The organism is Pseudomonas sp. SLFW (assembly GCF_009905615.1).
GTDB classification, from domain to species: domain Bacteria; phylum Pseudomonadota; class Gammaproteobacteria; order Pseudomonadales; family Pseudomonadaceae; genus Aquipseudomonas; species Aquipseudomonas bambusae.
The window spans coordinates 362,752-379,370 of sequence record NZ_JAAAKW010000006.1 but is presented as its reverse complement, the minus strand read 5'-3'; the positions used below and the strand labels follow the sequence as shown (position 1 = coordinate 379,370).

Here is a 16,619-nt window from a genome sequence, read left to right as displayed (position 1 = left end):
GTCACTGGCTGGATTTGGGTTCGGGAAACATCCCTTTGACGGCGGCATCGATGCTGCCCTTGTCGCCCTGGCCATCGGGCGTTGCGCCCGGGCCACCGCCGATGTTCAAGTGCAGCTTGCCGCCGGTGTTGATCTCGGCGCTGCCTTCAGTATTGAAATTGAACTGCACGCCCGTCAGGTTGATCTGGCCGCTGGCGTTGAGCTCCAGCACGCTCTTGCCACACACCAGACGCAGGTTGTCACCGACCTCGATCAGATAGCTGCGGCTGATGCTGTCGGTTTTGCTCGACCCCACCAGCAACACATCGTCCTGTTTGACGGCGCGAACCCGGTTTCGACCAATCGTCACCTGCTCGTCATTACCAATGCTTTTATGCCGGTCATGTCCTACCGAATGGCTCTCATCGACCTCGACCACGATGTCCTGATTACGCTCGGCATGGATGTACAGCTGCTCCTCGCCCTTTTTGTCTTCCATGCGGATTTCGTTGAAGTTCGCGGGCGTGCCGCCTTTGCTCGAACGGCTTTTGGTGCCGCTTTGCGTGGCGTTGGCGGGGAGGTCGTAGGGCACGGTCTGTTCGGCGTTGTAGACGCGGCCGGTGATGATCGGACGGTCGGGGTCGCCTTCCAGAAAACTGACAATGACTTCCTGGCCGATGCGCGGAATTTGCATCGACCCCCAGTTTTTACCGGCCCAGGCTTGGGACACCCGAATCCAGCAGGAGCTGTTTTCGTTGGACTGATCGTGACGGTCCCAATAGAAGTGCACTTTCACGCGGCCAAAGGAGTCGGTGAAAATTTCTTCTTTCTCGGGGCCGACGACGAGGGCGGTCTGCGGGCCTTTGACGATGGGCCGTGGAGTGGCGGGCAGAGGACGGAAACTCTGGTGCGCGTCGATGCAGGTGAGGTCGCTTTCGAATTGCAGTCCGCCATTGCCCTGACCGGTTTCCAGGCTCTCCTGGGTGACCGTGTATTCAGCGCGGACAATCAGGTATTCCCGGTTCTGATCCTGACGGCTGAAACCGCTGAGGCTGAACACATGGCCGGCGCCAAGACCGCGTGCGTTGCTGTTCAGCTCGACCCGTTCGTGCAGGCTCTGAATCGCTTCGATGCGGGTGCGCGCGTAGTGTTCGCCGTCCTCACTCTGCACGTAGGTGCCGGGGTAGTCGAACAGCGGATAGTCGCCCGCGCTGTGTGGACGGGGCATGGCGGAACGCACGTCGATGCGCGCGCTGGGGCGTTGGAAATCGTAGTCGTTGAGTTCAAGAGAACCGGGCTGGACTTCCTGCGCGAGTTTCCAGCCGCTGATGTGATCCCGTTCCCGATGCTGGCCGTCGGGGTGATAAAACGGCACGGATTCGTAACCGGGCGCAGGTGCATGAGCGCCGTAGGCATCGGCCAGGACCAGCACGTGACGGTCCTTTTCCTGGCGGAAGAAGTAATAAATTCCTTCCTGTTCCATCAAGCGGCTGACGAAATCGAAGCTGGTTTCCCGGTACTGAACGCAGTATTCCCACTCCCGATACGGGCGGCTGAGAGCGTCTTCGAAATCTGAAAAGCCGAGGTCGCGAAACACCTGCTTGATGATCTGCGGGATCGTCAGGTGCTGAAAAATCTTGCAGTCGGACGTGCGGGTCAGCATCCACAGCCAAGGGCGCAAGGTGACTTGATAGCTGGCGAACTGGCCCGTGTCCACGCCCTGACCGCACCGCGCGACCAGCCCGTGAAAGTGACGGCTGCCGCCACCGTCCAACTGCACCGACACGCTCATGGGCTTGCCGAGCAGTTGGTTGAGGTCGATGGCGTCGTCGTGGGAGGTCAGTTGAAGCTCGTAGGTGAACAGCCGACCCAATTCGTCCGTGCCGGCCAGGCTTTTGAGCAGCAGAACATTCGGGCCGAGCGGGCTGCTGACTTGCGCCAAGCGGGTGAGTTGCGTGAATAGCATGGGTTATCTCATAAGTTCGGGAGCGGCGTTTTTTCGCGAATGAATTCGCTCCCGCAGAGGCGCGTGATGACCCGTGGGAGCGAACTCATTCGCGATGGCGTCGGATCAAACCCCGACATCGCTAAATCGATAATCCAACTGGTTATCCCGCTCGCTGATCCTGACCCCCGCCATGGGCTTGCCGTCGAGCATGCGCGTCAGGAACTCGCGGCTCATGTCCGGCAGCAGGGTGTTGGTCAGAATGGTGTCGATCATTCGGCCGCCGCTTTCGGTTTCGGTGCAGCGCGAGACGATCAAATCGACCACCGCGTCGTCGTAGTCGAATGCGACCTTGTGCGTGTTTTCCACGCGTTTCTTGATGCGGTTCAGTTGCAGGCGGGTGATCGCCTTGAGCATGGTGTCGCTCAGCGGGTAATACGGGATGGTCACCAGCCGCCCGAGCAGCGCGGGCGGGAAGATTTCCAGCAACGGCTGACGCAGGGCTTTGGCGATCTCTTCCGGATCGGGCACGTTTTGCGCGTCTTTGCACAGATGTGAAATCAGCTCGGTACCGGCGTTGGTGGTGAGCAGGATCAGGGTGTTCTTGAAGTCGATCACCCGGCCTTCGCCGTCTTCCATGACGCCCTTGTCGAACACTTGAAAGAAGATTTCGTGCACATCCGGGTGAGCTTTCTCCACCTCGTCCAGCAGCACGACGCTGTACGGTTTGCGACGCACCGCCTCGGTCAGCACGCCGCCTTCGCCGTAGCCGACGTAACCGGGCGGGGCGCCTTTGAGCGTCGAGACCGTGTGAGCTTCCTGGAACTCACTCATGTTGATGGTGATGACGTTCTGCTCGCCGCCGTACATGGCTTCGGCCAAGGCGAGGGCGGTTTCGGTCTTGCCCACGCCCGACGTGCCCGCGAGCATGAACACGCCGATGGGTTTGCTCGGGTTGTCGAGGCCCGCGCGAGACGTCTGGATGCGCTTGGCGATCATCTGCAACGCGTGGTCCTGGCCGATGATGCGCTTTTTCAAGTGCTGGTCTAGGTTGAGCACGGTTTCCAGCTCGTTGCGCGCCATGCGGCCGACGGGGATGCCGGTCCAATCAGCGACCACCGAGGCGACGGCCTGATAATCCACGGTCGGCAGAATCAGCGGGTTTTCGCCTTGCAGGGCGCTGAGGCGTGATTGCAGGTCGGCCAGCTTTTCCCGCTGCGCGTGACTTTGCCCGGCCTCAACGTCCTGATCGACGACGCCCGCGATTTCGCGCAACTCGGCGCGTGTGGCGAGCAGCTCGTCCACCAGCGATTTTTCTTCCTTCCAGCGGCTTTCCAGTTCTGTCAGCCGTGCGCGCTCAGTGTTGAGCAGCGCTTCGCTGTTGGTGCGGCGTGCGCCCGTGTCGATACCAATCGCATGCTCGCGCGCAATGATCTGCAACTCGGTTTCCAGCGCTTCGATCCGACGACGGCTGTCGTCCACCTCCGCAGGCGCCGCGTGCAAGCTCACGGCAACGCGGGCGCAGGCGGTGTCCAGCAGGCTGACGGATTTGTCCGGCAACTGACGCGCCGGAATGTAGCGGTGGGACAGCTTGACCGAGGCCTCCAGAGCTTCGTCCAGAATCTGCACCTGATGGTGTTTTTCCATCGTCGAGGCGACGCCGCGCATCATCAGCAGGGCCTTGTCCTCCGAAGGCTCGCCGACCTGCACCACCTGGAAACGTCGGGTGAGGGCGGGGTCTTTCTCAATGTGTTTTTTGTACTCGGCCCACGTCGTCGCCGCGACCGTGCGCAAGGTGCCCCGCGCCAGAGCGGGCTTCAGCAGGTTGGCGGCATCGCCCGTCCCCGCCGTACCGCCCGCGCCCACCAGCGTATGGGCTTCGTCAATGAACAGGATGATCGGCTTGGGCGAGGCCTGAACGTCTTCGATGACTTGGCGCAGACGCTGTTCGAACTCGCCTTTCATGCTCGCCCCGGCTTGCAACAGGCCGACGTCGAGGCTGCGCAGTTCGACGTCCTTGAGTGCAGGCGGCACGTCACCGGCCACAATACGCAGCGCAAAGCCTTCGACCACGGCGGTTTTGCCGACGCCCGCTTCACCCGTGAGGATCGGGTTGTTTTGCCGACGACGCATGAGAATGTCGACCATCTGCCGAATCTCTTCGTCCCGCCCGACGATAGGGTCGAGCTTGCCGCTACGGGCCTGTTCGGTCATGTCCACGGTGAAACGTTTGAGGGCTTCCTGTTTACCCATCGCACTCGGCGCGATTGCGCCGCTGGCTTCGCCGGGTGTCGAGACGGCGTTGAAGCCGTCGTTGGCGCTGAGGGCGTTTTCCGGGGAGTCGCCGACGTACTCGTCAAAGCGCTCACTCAGGGCCTCGATTTTGATCTTGTCGAACTCACCCGACAGGCCGAGCAACGCGTGACGCAGGCTTGGCGTCTTGAGGATGCCGATCAGCAGATAGCCCGTGCGCACCTGGCTTTCACCAAACATCAGGCTGCCGTAGACCCAGCCGCGCTCGACGGCTTCTTCGACATGGGACGACAGATCGGTGATCGACGTCGACCCGCGTGGCAGGCGATCCAGCGCTTCGGTCAAGTCGCGGGCGAGGCGCGCCGGTTCGACGTTGAATTGGCGAATAATGCGGTGCAGGTCGGAATCTTGCAGTTGCAGTAACTGATGAAACCAGTGCGCCAGTTCCACGTACGGGTTGCCCCGCAGCTTGCAAAAGACCGTGGCGGCTTCGATGGCCTTGTAACCGACACTGTTGAGTTTGCCGAACAGCGCCGCGCGACTGATTTCACCCATGTTCCGTGCTCCTTGCGAATTGGTGTGGTGAAGGCGCGACGTCAGGTTCCGCCGCGCTCGCCTGATCGGCGTAATGTCGGGCGAGAATCAGGTCGTCGGCGTCTTCTTTCGGCTGTCCCAGCCAGGTGTTGAACCCTAGGCGGAACTGGCCGTTGAGTTGCAGTGTGGGAATGTGTGGTTGTTGCAGGATCAGGTTCAGGTCCCAGTCCAGTTCATGGCCCAGGTATTCAGCGACCCACGCCACCAGGTGCTTGAAGGGCTCGCCGTCGGGCAGCATGCCCATGTATTCGTCGAGCGTGAGAGGACCGAGGCGGATGCGAAATTTATGCTGGCGATCCCAGACATGGCTGCCCAGACAGAAATCGATCCCCAACTGGTTGGCGCTGACACCCACGCGGCTCCGTTCGGGCAATTCGAGCCACTGACCCACGTACTCCTCGATCGCCACCGGGAGGCCGAAATAATCCTCAAGGATCGCTTTCAGGCCATCGGGGTAGCGGGTTTGCGCGGACAGGTGACCGCTGAAGTGCAGCTTGGCGGTGTCGGGAATCAGCCCCTGATGCAGCAGGCTCGGCATGCCTCTGCCACTGAACGCGGCGAGCCGGGCGGACCAATAGTCATCGTCGGGCCGGTCGTGGCTGACGGTGGGGCGAGCCTCCGCCCACGCCCGATAAAACAGGCTGAGCAGGCGATGATGGAACACGTCAAGAAAGCGCTTGCTGGTGCTGTCGGCGTTATTGCGCTCGCGCTCGCGGACGTACTCGGTGAGGTGCAGCGGCAACGGGCCGTTGGGGCCGCCCAGACCGAAGAAATACTGTTCGAGCCGCGCGGGCCGTTCGTCTTCAGCAGGCGTCAGCGCCGCCAGGGTCGAAGGCGCGAAAGCGCAGTCGGGTTGCTGACCCAGTCTCAACGGGTCGTCGGCCAGTCGCACGGAGTGCCCGAAGCGTGGTAGCTCCGGGGATTCGCACTCGATGCGCCGCAGCGCCTGGAAGAAATCGTACTCCCACGGCGCTTCGTGCATGTCGGTGAGCGTACTCACAATGTCGGACGCCGACCGGGCTGAGCTTTCCAGCGCATGATCTCGCCGCGCTCGCGGGTGCGAATCACGGTTTCGGTGAAGCTGTTGATGGACACGTAACGCGCCAGAAAGCGCTGAAACACCGAGCCCATCAGAAAGACGCCCGTGCCGCGAAAGGCGTTCTCGTCGAACTCCAGGGTGATTTCCAATCCACGCCCAAACACGATGGGCCCCGGCATCGGCAGGCGTCGGGTGCAGGGCTTGCTGCTCACGTCAACCAGCCCCTCGATCTGCAATTGCAGGGCAGCGTCTTGAGCGTCGCCGTAAAGGCGCAGCAACTCGCGCAATGCCGCAGCGCCTTGGCCCTGCTCGCTGAGTGACAGGTAATTCAGCGAGAGTTGGCTGATCAGGCGCCAGGCTTTCTGATCGTGGGCGTGGCTGGCGCGAGGACGGCTTGGGCCCGCCAGGCAACGAATCGATGTGACGGGCGCACTGTCGGCGAGGGTGAAATCGGTTTTGCCGCCACCCACGTTCATGAACAACGGCAGGTCGCGATTGGTGCACAACGCGCTGACGCCCAGCTGGCGCAGGTCATGACGATGCGGGGCCTGTTGACTGTCCACCAGACTGACAAAGGTTTCGCTGCCGACGTAGGTTGAGCGCGTGCCGGTGCGGCGTTGTTCGCTGGACAGCACGCGAGGTTCGCGACGTAGCGTGTAATAGGCTTTGTCGCGGCCATAACGCGATGGATCGCGCACCGCGTAGAACGGTAAAAAAGCCTGTTCGGGACCGGTGCCATGCCCTGTCACGCCGGTCAGCGAATGAATTTCAAAATCCATCGGGCGCGTGCGGTCAGCGATCACGTGGTGTTCGTTGACCCGGTCAGACAGGTGAATCCGATCAACACGACGCGGAAACAGATTGATCGCCGGAGTGCAGAACGGCACAAACTGCTGAGACCCGACGCTGCCTTCAAGGCTCTGATCAAGGCGCTCGAACAGCACGATCAATTCCAGCTCTTGGCCTTCGCAACGTTGCACCGCACGACTCAGCCCGGTGAAGTCGACGAACAGGTAGCGCTGGGGCAGGGCGAAATATTCCTGTAAAAGCCGATAGCCCTGAAACGCCTGCGCGACCACGGGCATTGCGGCTTCCCGGTCGTCGAATCCACGAGGCTTCAGCGCGTCACTTGGCAGGCGCTCCACCCAATCGCTGCCGGGCTGTCGTGCAAACACTGCGCAGGCATTGCCCAACAACTGCTCGTAAAGACGAAACGGCAATTCATCCGCGCCATTAAGGTACAGCGGCAGGTTTTCCAGATTCAGCGAATTGAACGGCAGTTCGGCGCCGGTCTTCAGCGTGATCCGCAACCCGGCTTTCGCCTTGGGTTCGCTGGCGGCGAGGCGGCCCAATACAGTCGCGGGATTGCCGAAATATTCAGCGTGGCTGACCTTGAGCGGCCACAGGGTGATGGCATGGGCGCTGCGGTATTCACAGGAAGTCTGAGAGTCCCGACCCAAGGTGGCGCGCAACACGCTGTCACGGGGCAGGGTAAAGCCGCTGCTCAGCGAGCCTTCGTTTGGATCGATCTGCATCTGCACCACCGTCATCGACGGCGTCGGTGCGAGGTAATGCGGGTAGGCGATTTCCAGCAGGTTGTGGGTGAAGGTCGGGTACTCGGCATCGAGCTTCAGCTGCACTCGCGCCGTGAGATAAGCGAATCCTTCCAGCAGGCGCTCGACATACGGGTCGGCGCAGTCCAGCCCGGACAGCGTCAGGCGCCCGGCGATTTTCGGGTATTCCTTGGCAAACTCCGCCGCGCTTTCGCGTACGTGTTGCAGTTCCTGGTTGTACAGTTCCAGCAGACGCGGGTTCATGTGCGTCTCCGTTGTTCGGCTGGCACAACCTGCACATGACCGGATTCCAGATCCAGATCGGTGCGCAATAAGAGCGGCAGCGCCACCGGTTGCGCCCACAGGTCGCCTTCGATCTCGAAACTCAGGGCGTTGTGGTTCATCTGGTCGGGCAAGGTCTGGGCGCGGACACGCAAGGTGTGGCGCAGGATGCGTGGCTCAAATGTGGCGATGGCCTGATGAATCAAGCCCTCCAGAACACCGACATCAATGCTCGACGCGCTGTTGCCGGCCAGTGCAGGCAGACCGTAATTAATCACTGATGTGCCGGCAGGGGTGTGCGACGCGGCATCGGCATCGAGCAAGGACGTTGTATTGAGCAGCCAGGTCAGGTCTCGTAATACCGACGCCTTGAGCTGAGTGAGCGACAGCACGCGTTTGTCCGCGCTTTCCTGCAGATTGCCGGGTTCATCATCGGTCAGACGGTCGAGCAGCGAGGGCTGCAGGCGTTCGCGAGAGGTCAGGGTGTTCACCAGTCGAACTGCCCAACGAAGATTTTCTGGTCCCACCGGCGGATATTGCATCTTTCCACTTGGTGTACCGGAGCAAGTTCCACGTGGCCTTTGAAATAGCGGATGGCCTGCAGATCCGTCGTGCAGTTTGTGTCGGGAGATGCTGCGCGATCGCTGTGCTGAACCATAAATATGTCTGCCGAAAGGTAGTTTTCGAGAACTGCCTTACCTAGAAAGTTTTGGCTGAATTGGCAAGGCCATTTCACGTCAAGGCGCAGCAACGAATCGTCTGAGCGTGCCAAGGCGCACTGACCTTCGTCGTTGATCAAGCTGATGTTCCGGCCATCGAAAGCGAGTTTGCGTATTTCCTTCTGATCTTGGGGTTTAGTGCCAGCGTACGCTGCGAAGGTCAGCAGGCTCAGAAGGATGACAGCAAGAGATTTCATCACGCGAGCTCCCAGAACCAGACGCTTTTGGATCGATGGAAGTAGTCGCTGCCCCTTGTAGCGGTAATCCCGCGGTCCCACAGATCAATGTGATCTCCGCTCGGATGTCCTTCTGCATCATTGGGCTGATAAAAGAAATCCTTGAAGAAGATGATCCCCACCTTGTTCAGGATTTTGTCGCGATCAGATGCGCCATTCGTATAAATCGCCGGACGCCCGAGCTGGTTTTTCCATAGCCAATTGGCCAGGGACTCTGCCCCTCTGGCGTGCTCATGGGCGCATTTGGGTTCGCTGTAGGTGGATTTGTTTACCTTTATCGTATGCTCTGCATTGAGCGTGATGCTCATGCGAATCGCACACTGGTTGAGCCAAGGCCCATCACATGGATCGCCGGCGGGATGATCGGCCATCAACCTTTCGTAGGCATTCCACAAATTGATAAACGACGGCTTGGCCACGGCTATGGCTCCCTGCAAAAAATGTCCATTTGGGCCACGCGCCTGCCCCGAGACGGGCAGGCGCATGGAGACAATCACAGCTTGGTGTTGGTGCGGATGTTCCAGCCGTACTTGATTAGGCCGCCATCCTTGGTGCCGTCAGCTTTCTGAGGCTGGTAGTCGACACGAACCTGGGCAAAGTTCAGCGTCAACTTCTCGGTCAGGCGATCCTCTGCACCCGAGCCACCGGTGTCGTAGCCGGTCACGATGACTTCCTCCAGCGTGATCACCAGATACTCGACCTGGCTCTCGCCACCGGCCTTGCGCACGGTCAAGGTGACCTTGTCGATGTGCTTGCCGCTGGAGCACACCATCATCAGATTCGGCGTTGCCTTGTCGATGTACTTGGTGAACGACAGGTCCCGAACGCTGACCTTGCCTGCACCACCGCCACCGCCGGTGTGCATGTTGCCGGACTGGGTCATGCCCCAGCTCCAGTTCAGAACATCGATTTCGTCCTTGTGGGCCTTGTCCTGCGACTCGCCCTTGATGTCGCCAATCTTGATGAAGATATCAACAGCCATGTTTTCTCCAGTGTGGTCTTCACCACGATGTTGATGACCCGAATGCCCGGATTCGGTGGGCATTCAGGATTCGGGATTCAATCTGTAGGCGCGAATTCGTTCGCGACGCGGTCTGACGGGTGATACATTTTCGGCGCCTGCCAGTCAGTTCCCGAATAAATTCGCTCCCACAGTGTCGAGATCAGGCGCCCTTCGCCGAAGGCAGCTTGGACACCAGGCGCAGTGACACTGTCAGCCCTTCAAGCTGATAGTGCGGGCGCAGGAAGAACTTCGAGTTGTAGTAACCCGGATTGCCCTCGACGTCCTCGACGACCACCTCGGCAGCCGCCAGCGGTTGCTGCGCCTTCGTGGTTTCGGTGGAATGTGCGGGGTCCCCATCGACGTAGTTCAAGATCCAGTTCTGCAACCAGCGCTGCATCTCGTCCTTCTCTTTGAAGGAGCCGATCTTGTCGCGCACGATGCACTTCAGGTAATGGGCGAAGCGGCAGGTGGCGAACAGGTACGGCAGGCGCGCCGCCAGATTGGCGTTGGCCGTGGCGTCCGGGTCGTCGTATTCGGCCGGTTTCTGCAAGGACTGCGCGCCAATGAAGGCGGCGAAATCGGTGTTTTTCTTGTGCAGCAGCGGCATGAAACCGTTCTTCGCCAGCTCGGCTTCGCGACGGTCGGAGATCGCGATTTCGGTCGGGCACTTCATGTCCACGCCGCCATCATCGGTCGGGAACGTATGGGCAGGCAGGTTCTGCACTTCGCCGCCGGACTCCACGCCACGGATTCGCGAACACCAGCCGTAATGCTTGAACGACCGGTTGATGTTCACCGCCATCGCATAGGCTGCGTTGGCCCAGGTGTACTTGGCGCTGTCGGCACCGTCGGTGTCCTCTTCGAACGCGAAGGCTTCCACCGGATCAGTCTTGGCGCCATACGGCAGGCGAGCCAGGAAGCGCGGCATGGTCAGGCCGATGTAGCGCGAGTCTTCCGATTCACGCAGCGAACGCCAGCCTGCGTATTCCGGGGTGGTGAAAATCTTGGTCAGGTCACGCGGGTTCGACAGCTCCTGCCACGACCCCATGCCCATCACGGTCGGCGAGGCCGCTGCGATGAAGGGTGCATGCATCGCCGCGCAGGTTTTCGACAGCTCGGTCAGCAGCTCGACGTCCTGTGGCGACTGGTCAAAATAGTAATCGCCGACCAGACAGCCGTAAGGCTCGCCGCCGAACTGGCCATATTCTTCCTCGTACATCTTCTTGAAAACCGGGCTTTGGTCCCACGCCGTGCCCTTGAATTTCTTCAGGGTCTTGTGCAACTCCGGCTTGGAGATGTTCAGCACGCGAATCTTCAGTTGCTCATCGCTTTCGGTGTTGTTGACGAGGTAATGCAGCCCGCGCCACGCGCTTTCCAATTGCTGGAATTCCGGGTGATGGATCACCTGATTCACTTGCGCGGTGAGCTTGGCGTCGATGGCGGCAATGATCGACTCGATCGAGGTAATGGCGTCGTTGGAGACGAGATCGGTCTGCGCCAGTGCCTGCTCGGCAAGGGTGCGAACGGCGGTTTCAACGGCTTCGCGGGCGCGCTCGGTCTTGGGTTTGAACTCTTGCAACAGCAGCGACGCGAACGCGTTGGCGTCTTCGGTCTGGGCGGCTGGGGCCTGGGTGTCACGCAGCAATTCAGTCATGGTCGTTCGTCCTGATCAGGCCTTCGGCTCGGTGTCTTGGGGCTGAGCGCCTTGCGGTTTCGGGGCGCTGGCCAAGGCCTGCAACAGGGCCGGGTCTTTGATCGCCTTCATGATGATTTCTTCTGCGCCTGTCTTGCCGTCCATGTAGGTCAGCAGGTTGGCGAGTTGAGTGCGCGCTTCGAGCAATTGATTCAACGAATCGACCTTGCGTGCCACGGCGGCAGGGCTGAAGTCGTCCATGCTCTCGAACGTGATATCGAGGCTGAGGTTGCCTTCGCCGGTCAGTTCGTTCGGGACATGAAACGCGACGCGAGGCTGCATGGCCTTGAGACGCGAGTCGAAGTTGTCGACATCGACTTCCAGAAACTTGCGATCCGCCACGGCGGCCAGCGGTTCGGCGGGCTTACCGGCGAGGTCCGCCATCACGCCCATCACGAAAGGCAGCTGGACCTTCTTCTCGGCGCCGTACAGCTCGACGTCGTATTCGATCTGGACCCGCGGGGCGCGGTTGCGCGCAATGAATTTCTGAGAACTGGTGTTCGCCACGTTGCTCCTCCTGGTCGCTGCTGCGACGTGATTGGCGTCATCGGTCGAGGCCGGTAACGGGGTTGCGTGATCCTGATCGGTATCGGTTCGCTGCCTGAGCGAACCGGGTTACTCGACGTCGGGCCCGCGCAGGTTTTCGAATTGGGACATGCCGTCGGGAATCAGATTGCGCACGATGGTCGCGAAGTCAGCGTGCACCAGATTTTTCGCGCGATTCAGCAACACTGGCAGCGGGCTGGAGGGCTCGCTGCGGGCGTAGTAACTCAGAATTTTGTCGAGGCTGCGGACCACGTCATCGCGGTTGTTCACGTCCCCGGACATGCGCGGTGCGGCGAGTTCAGCCCGTTCTGGTGACGGCTCAACGAACGTCTCGGTTTCGCGTGTTTCGCGGGCATGGGGCTCGGTCACGATGCCGCCCGGCGCGTACTCGGCGAGGATGTGCAGCGCCTGTTTAAGCGGTTGCTTCAGGGCGGACAAATCCACGCCCTGCGCCGAACCCACTTGGCTGGACACGTAATGCTCGATGGCGTCGGCAGCACTGTGGGCTTCCTGCAATGCGGAGCGCACGGCGGACAACTGCTCGGCGTCGGTGTCGCGCAGTGCACCTGCCAATTCGTCGGCGGTGAGGTGTTCGTCTGCGAAACTCTGCAAGCCGCTGGCGTTCAGCGCAGCTCGCAGGCTGACCGAGCCGAGCGCACGTGAGCGGGTCAGCAGGCTCTCACGCAACAGCCGAACGTTGGTGTCGCAGGCGATTCCGGACAGGGCGTTGATGCGTACGGTGGGATCGTTGTCGTCGTCCGCATCGAGCTGCGGGTAGAGCGTTGGCCAGTACTGTCCCAACAGGTCGTTGATCAGCGTCAGGGCGTTGGCCAGCCCTGAAAATCCGTCGAGGGCCAAGGCGCTTTGCAGGAGGAAGTGGGTGATCCGCAGGTCTTTGCTGCGTTGCAGAAGTGCAATGCTGGACTGTTCCACAAGTCGCCAATCAGGCGGCTCTGCCGGGTGAACGGCATCACCCATAGTGCGCTCGGGCTTGCCTTGGGCGTCGCGCTCCAACTGCAAAAAGTCTGCGTCATACTCCAGGTCTTCGCCACAGGGAGAGTTCGCGGAAACTGCAGCGAGCAACAACGGAACATCCACCAAAATCGATCTCCTTATCGGGTGCGGATAACTCTGATAGTTAACGAGGAAATTTCCTACGCAAACTACGGAACATTCTTTGTTTTATACGATCTGTGATGTCACATGGACATCATTCATGTTCAGAAAGTTGTGCATTTTTGGTGTGGAAGTTATCCGTTGTCAAGGTAAGCTATGCGCCCTCTGTGACAGTTGTGATGTATGTAACAGCCAGCAGGACTGGCGAGTCAGTCTCTGTATGACTGTCACGGATGTGTGGTTAGAATCTTGAAAAAGCCACCGTTTGACCCGTTTAAAACTGTTTTTTGAGCGTTTTTGCACGACATTCCCCTGTCAGGCGTAGACCCGCGTGTCTGTGTCCGGAGGCCCAAAGTGCAAGCAAGGAGGCACAGTGTCGCTCTGTCTGACTATCACCAGTTATCACAAGATAACCCCTGGCCAAGTTCCCGGAAAAACACTGGGAACCGGGGTGATGGCAATTGGCCGCAGTCAAGAAAATGACTGGGTACTTCCCGATCCCGAACGCCTTGTTTCTTCACGACATTGCGTCATTCAATATAAAGACGGCCGTTACTACATTACCGACAACAGCACTAATGGTGTTGAGCTCGTAAACGTGGGCGTCCGGCTTCGTCGTGGAAACAGCGAACTGCTCGAAAACGGTGAAGTTATCCGCATTGGCGATTACGAGATTCAAGCGCGCATTGATTCAGCAATGAAAGAGCCTGAAGTGGGACTTTCAAAAGTTGACTATTCCGACAGTTTCGAAGCGTTGATGGGGCGTCAGAACAGCTCTACGCCGGTCGCGCTGGACATTTCTCCTGCCGCGCATTTTCAAGGCGGCGCGGCTCAGGACACGTTCCCCGATTTGTTCGATTTCCTGACCCCGTCCAGCGTCCCGCCAGCCACCCAGTCGGATCATGTCCCGGCGGAACGTCATGATTTTCGGCCGCCCATGCCCAACATTCCGCCCGCACCGCCCAAACAGGCTTCGGCACCTGGCGTCATTCCCGAAGACTGGGACCTTTTCGCTGACACGCCCAAGGTCCAGGCGCCTGCTCCTGTCGTGCAGCCCGATCCTGTTCCCGTTGTTTCAGTGATTCATCCGGAGCCTGCTTCCATGGTGCCAAGCCCTCCTGTGGACAACCCACAGGAGTCTGCTTCCTCCGTGTCAAATCCGGATCTGCTCAAGGCGTTTCTGCGCGGTGCGGGTCTCGATCACCTGCGGATCGATCCGGCACAGACCGAGACGCAGATGGAGTCCATCGGGCGCAGTTATCGGCTGATGGTTGAGGGGCTGATTGACGTGCTGCGGGCGCGCAGCAGCCTGAAGGGTGAGTTTCGCTTGCAGCAAACCATGATTCAGCCCGTGGAAAACAATCCACTGAAATTCGCGCCCAATGCCGACGAGGCGCTGATGTTGCTGTTGCGTCACGGCAATCAGGCGTTCATGGCCCCGGATCACGCAATTGCGGACAGTTTCAACGATCTGCGTGCCCACCAGCTTGCCGTGATGGCGGGTGTTGAGGCGGCAATCAAAGCGCTGCTCAAGCGTTTCGAACCTGCGGAGCTTGAGGCGCGGATGGGCAAGCCCGGCGCCCTGTCGAACCTGTTCGGCTCACGTCAGGCCCAGCACTGGCAGCAATTCACCGAGCTTTACACACAGATTTCCCGCGAAGCCGAAGACGATTTTCAAGTGCTCTTCGGCCGTGAATTCAGCCGCGCCTACGAGGAACACAGCACGCGACTGCGCCGCTCTTGAGCGACACACCAGGAAAAACGGATAGACAGTCAGTACGTCACGAGGACGAAGGATGTTTCGAAGAGTGGTATCGGCAATGGCCATGGCGCTGTTGCTGGTTTCTTGTGCCAAAAACGCGGAACCGCCGCAGCCGGTCGACACGACCCCTGATGCTTCCACCGTCACGCTGCATTTCAGCGCTGCCTCAGGGCTGAACCCCGGTAGCAATGGCCAACCTGCGCCTGTGCGAGTGCGGATTTTCGAATTGAAAAACGCTGCCAGTTTCGGTCGTGCGGATTATTTCGCCTTGGCCGAGCGTGCTCCGAGTGCGTTGGCCGCCGACCTGATCGATCAGGATGAAGTGCTGTTGCAACCGGGCCAGGACTTGACCCTGGAGCGCCACCTCAACGAAGCCACTCGCCAGGTCGGACTCGCCGTGGGCTATCGCGAAATCGATCAAGCCCAATGGCGCGCATTGCTGAGCGTCACGCCACGTCAGGCCAGCGAATACCAGATCCACCTTGATACCCACGCCGTCAGCGTGAGCCGCGCATCTGCCGCTCAATCTGTCCGCCCTGCCCAATAGACAATCGGAGAACCCATGGCCTGGAACAATCGTGTGGTCTGGTCGGAAGGCATGTTCATCGGAACACAGCACTTTCAGCAGCATGACCGCTACCTGGAGAATCTCATCGATGCTCGAAGCCGTCCGCTGTCGGCGGGAGCATGGGGCTTTTCCGAGCTGTCGCTGGATCACGGACTGCTGGCGCAGGGCAAGCTGGCAATCACCTCTGCACGCGGACTGCTTCCCGATGGCACGCCGTTCAACATTCCCCATGACGACCTGGCGCCCAGCCCGCTGAACGTCGAGGACGGTTTGCGCGATGGCGTGATTTACCTGGCCCTGCCGCTCAAGCGTGCGGGGCAGCGAGACACGGTGGACGAGGGGGAAGCACCGGGCGGCGCGCGCTTCGTCAGTCAGGTACGCGAAGTCCGCGACGACAACGCGCCATTCGAAAATCGCGCACCGGTTGCCGTTGGTGCGCGGGCCTTTCGGTTGCTCACCGAGAAGGACGGCTTGAGCGACTACGCTGCCGTTGGACTGGTGCGGATCAAGGAAAGACGCGCCGACCGCGCACTGGTGCTGGATGACAGTTACATCCCGCCGGTCCTTGATGTGGCGGCGTCGGCCTCGCTCACGGCCTTTCACAGCGAATTGTCGGGCCTGCTCCACCAACGCGGCGAGGCATTGGCGGGACGGGTGGTCGCGTCGGGCGCGGGCGGCGCTTCGGAAATTGCCGATTTCATGCTTCTGCAACTGGTCAACCGCGCTCAACCGTTGATCAGTCACCTCAGCCAGTTGAGTCCGCTGCACCCTGAGCGTCTTTACAGCGAACTGGTGAGCCTCGCGGGGGAGTTCGCAACGTTCTCGAACGCGGGACGCAGGCCGGACGCGTTCGTGCGTTATCAACATGACGATCTGGCGGCGAGTTTCGCACCCGTGATAGACGCGTTGCGCGAAGCGCTCTCGATGTTGATCGACAGCAAGGCCACGCCGATCCCTATCCTCGAAAAGGCGTACGGCATTCACGTGGGTATGCTCAAGGATCGCACCTTGATCGACAACGCCAGCTTCATTCTGGTGGTGCGCGCCGACATGCCCAGCGAGACGCTGCGTGGCCGCTTTGCACAGCAGAGCAAGATCGGTTCGGTCGAGCACATTCGCGATCTGGTCAACCTGCAATTGCCGGGCATCAGCCTGTTGCCGTTACCCGTGGCGCCTCGACAGATTCCGTTCCACGCAGGGTCGACTTATTACGAACTGGATCGTGGCAGCGAGCACTGGAAGCTGCTGGCACAGTCGGGCGGTTTCGCGTTCCATGTCGCCGGCGAATTTCCCGGGTTGAACCTGGCTTTCTGGGCCATCCGAGGATAACG

The 16,619-nt window shown here is 60.2% G+C and carries 14 protein-coding genes; 3 read left to right on the top strand and 11 right to left on the bottom strand.

The window, feature by feature from the left end:
- Position 1: 1 nt before the first annotated feature.
- The 11 genes from GVN17_RS14060 to tssA form a co-directional block, all read right to left on the bottom strand.
- Positions 2 to 1,945, bottom strand: a complete 1,944-nt coding sequence (locus GVN17_RS14060) for a type VI secretion system Vgr family protein (RefSeq protein WP_166595861.1) — start codon at positions 1,943 to 1,945, stop codon at positions 2 to 4.
- A 105-nt stretch (positions 1,946 to 2,050) separates the two neighbouring features.
- Positions 2,051 to 4,732: a type VI secretion system ATPase TssH gene (gene tssH, locus GVN17_RS14055; protein WP_166595860.1), complete on the bottom strand. Its 2,682-nt coding sequence runs from the start codon at positions 4,730 to 4,732 to the stop codon at positions 2,051 to 2,053.
- Entirely contained in the window at positions 4,725 to 5,804 is a 1,080-nt protein-coding gene (gene tssG / locus GVN17_RS14050) for a type VI secretion system baseplate subunit TssG (protein ID WP_166595903.1), read from the bottom strand. Before tssG ends, tssH begins: the two co-directional genes overlap by 8 nt.
- The gene (gene tssF / locus GVN17_RS14045; RefSeq protein ID WP_166595859.1) at positions 5,768 to 7,627 is read right to left on the bottom strand and encodes a type VI secretion system baseplate subunit TssF; all 1,860 of its coding nucleotides are present in this window, start codon (positions 7,625 to 7,627) and stop codon (positions 5,768 to 5,770) included. Before tssF ends, tssG begins: the two co-directional genes overlap by 37 nt.
- On the bottom strand, positions 7,624 to 8,136 hold the full coding sequence (gene tssE, locus GVN17_RS14040; RefSeq protein WP_371928544.1) for a type VI secretion system baseplate subunit TssE: 513 nt from the start codon (positions 8,134 to 8,136) through the stop codon (positions 7,624 to 7,626). Before tssE ends, tssF begins: the two co-directional genes overlap by 4 nt.
- On the bottom strand, positions 8,133 to 8,561 hold the full coding sequence (locus GVN17_RS14035) for a hypothetical protein (RefSeq protein WP_166595857.1): 429 nt from the start codon (positions 8,559 to 8,561) through the stop codon (positions 8,133 to 8,135). The genes tssE and GVN17_RS14035 overlap by 4 nt, the downstream gene beginning before the upstream one ends.
- On the bottom strand, positions 8,561 to 9,019 hold the full coding sequence (locus GVN17_RS14030) for a type VI secretion system amidase effector protein Tae4 (protein ID WP_166595902.1): 459 nt from the start codon (positions 9,017 to 9,019) through the stop codon (positions 8,561 to 8,563). Before GVN17_RS14030 ends, GVN17_RS14035 begins: the two co-directional genes overlap by 1 nt.
- A 74-nt stretch (positions 9,020 to 9,093) precedes the next feature.
- Positions 9,094 to 9,582: a type VI secretion system tube protein Hcp gene (locus GVN17_RS14025; RefSeq protein WP_166595856.1), complete on the bottom strand. Its 489-nt coding sequence runs from the start codon at positions 9,580 to 9,582 to the stop codon at positions 9,094 to 9,096.
- A gap of 181 nt (positions 9,583 to 9,763) precedes the next feature.
- A complete protein-coding gene (tssC, locus tag GVN17_RS14020; RefSeq protein WP_166595855.1) occupies positions 9,764 to 11,257 on the bottom strand; it encodes a type VI secretion system contractile sheath large subunit in 1,494 nt (497 codons plus the stop codon).
- Between the two features lie 15 nt (positions 11,258 to 11,272).
- The gene (gene tssB, locus GVN17_RS14015) at positions 11,273 to 11,803 is read right to left on the bottom strand and encodes a type VI secretion system contractile sheath small subunit (RefSeq protein ID WP_166595854.1); all 531 of its coding nucleotides are present in this window, start codon (positions 11,801 to 11,803) and stop codon (positions 11,273 to 11,275) included.
- A 108-nt stretch (positions 11,804 to 11,911) separates the two neighbouring features.
- Complete coding sequence (gene tssA, locus GVN17_RS14010; protein WP_178115727.1) at positions 11,912 to 12,940, bottom strand: type VI secretion system protein TssA; 1,029 nt, start codon at positions 12,938 to 12,940, stop codon at positions 11,912 to 11,914.
- Between the two features lie 391 nt (positions 12,941 to 13,331).
- On the opposite strand from tssA, the gene tagH reads away from it, so the two are divergent.
- Genes tagH through tssK form a run of 3 tightly spaced genes read left to right on the top strand, consistent with a single transcriptional unit; the run spans position 13,332 to position 16,617 of the window.
- Positions 13,332 to 14,702 (top strand): type VI secretion system-associated FHA domain protein TagH, encoded by a 1,371-nt coding sequence (tagH, locus tag GVN17_RS14005; protein ID WP_166595852.1) that lies wholly within the window; start codon positions 13,332 to 13,334, stop codon positions 14,700 to 14,702.
- A 52-nt stretch (positions 14,703 to 14,754) separates the two neighbouring features.
- The gene (gene tssJ / locus GVN17_RS14000; RefSeq protein ID WP_166595851.1) at positions 14,755 to 15,267 is read left to right on the top strand and encodes a type VI secretion system lipoprotein TssJ; all 513 of its coding nucleotides are present in this window, start codon (positions 14,755 to 14,757) and stop codon (positions 15,265 to 15,267) included.
- A 15-nt stretch (positions 15,268 to 15,282) separates the two neighbouring features.
- Positions 15,283 to 16,617 carry a type VI secretion system baseplate subunit TssK gene (gene tssK, locus GVN17_RS13995; RefSeq protein ID WP_166595850.1) on the top strand — a complete coding sequence of 445 codons (1,335 nt, stop codon included), beginning with the start codon at positions 15,283 to 15,285 and terminating at the stop codon, positions 16,615 to 16,617.
- Positions 16,618 to 16,619 lie beyond the last annotated feature (2 nt).

Excerpts from the sequence above, each read along its gene's own strand:
- GVN17_RS14060 (WP_166595861.1), bottom strand. The coding sequence starts at position 1,945 with ATGCTATTCACGCAACTCACCCGCTTGGCGCAAGTCAGCAGCCCGCTC.
- tssH (WP_166595860.1), bottom strand. The coding sequence starts at position 4,732 with ATGGGTGAAATCAGTCGCGCGGCGCTGTTCGGCAAACTCAACAGTGTC.
- GVN17_RS14035 (WP_166595857.1), bottom strand. The coding sequence starts at position 8,561 with ATGAAATCTCTTGCTGTCATCCTTCTGAGCCTGCTGACCTTCGCAGCG.
- tssF (WP_166595859.1), bottom strand. The coding sequence starts at position 7,627 with ATGAACCCGCGTCTGCTGGAACTGTACAACCAGGAACTGCAACACGTA.
- tssK (WP_166595850.1), top strand. The coding sequence starts at position 15,283 with ATGGCCTGGAACAATCGTGTGGTCTGGTCGGAAGGCATGTTCATCGGA.
- tssC (WP_166595855.1), bottom strand. The coding sequence starts at position 11,257 with ATGACTGAATTGCTGCGTGACACCCAGGCCCCAGCCGCCCAGACCGAA.
- GVN17_RS14025 (WP_166595856.1), bottom strand. The coding sequence starts at position 9,582 with ATGGCTGTTGATATCTTCATCAAGATTGGCGACATCAAGGGCGAGTCG.
- tssJ (WP_166595851.1), top strand. The coding sequence starts at position 14,755 with ATGTTTCGAAGAGTGGTATCGGCAATGGCCATGGCGCTGTTGCTGGTT.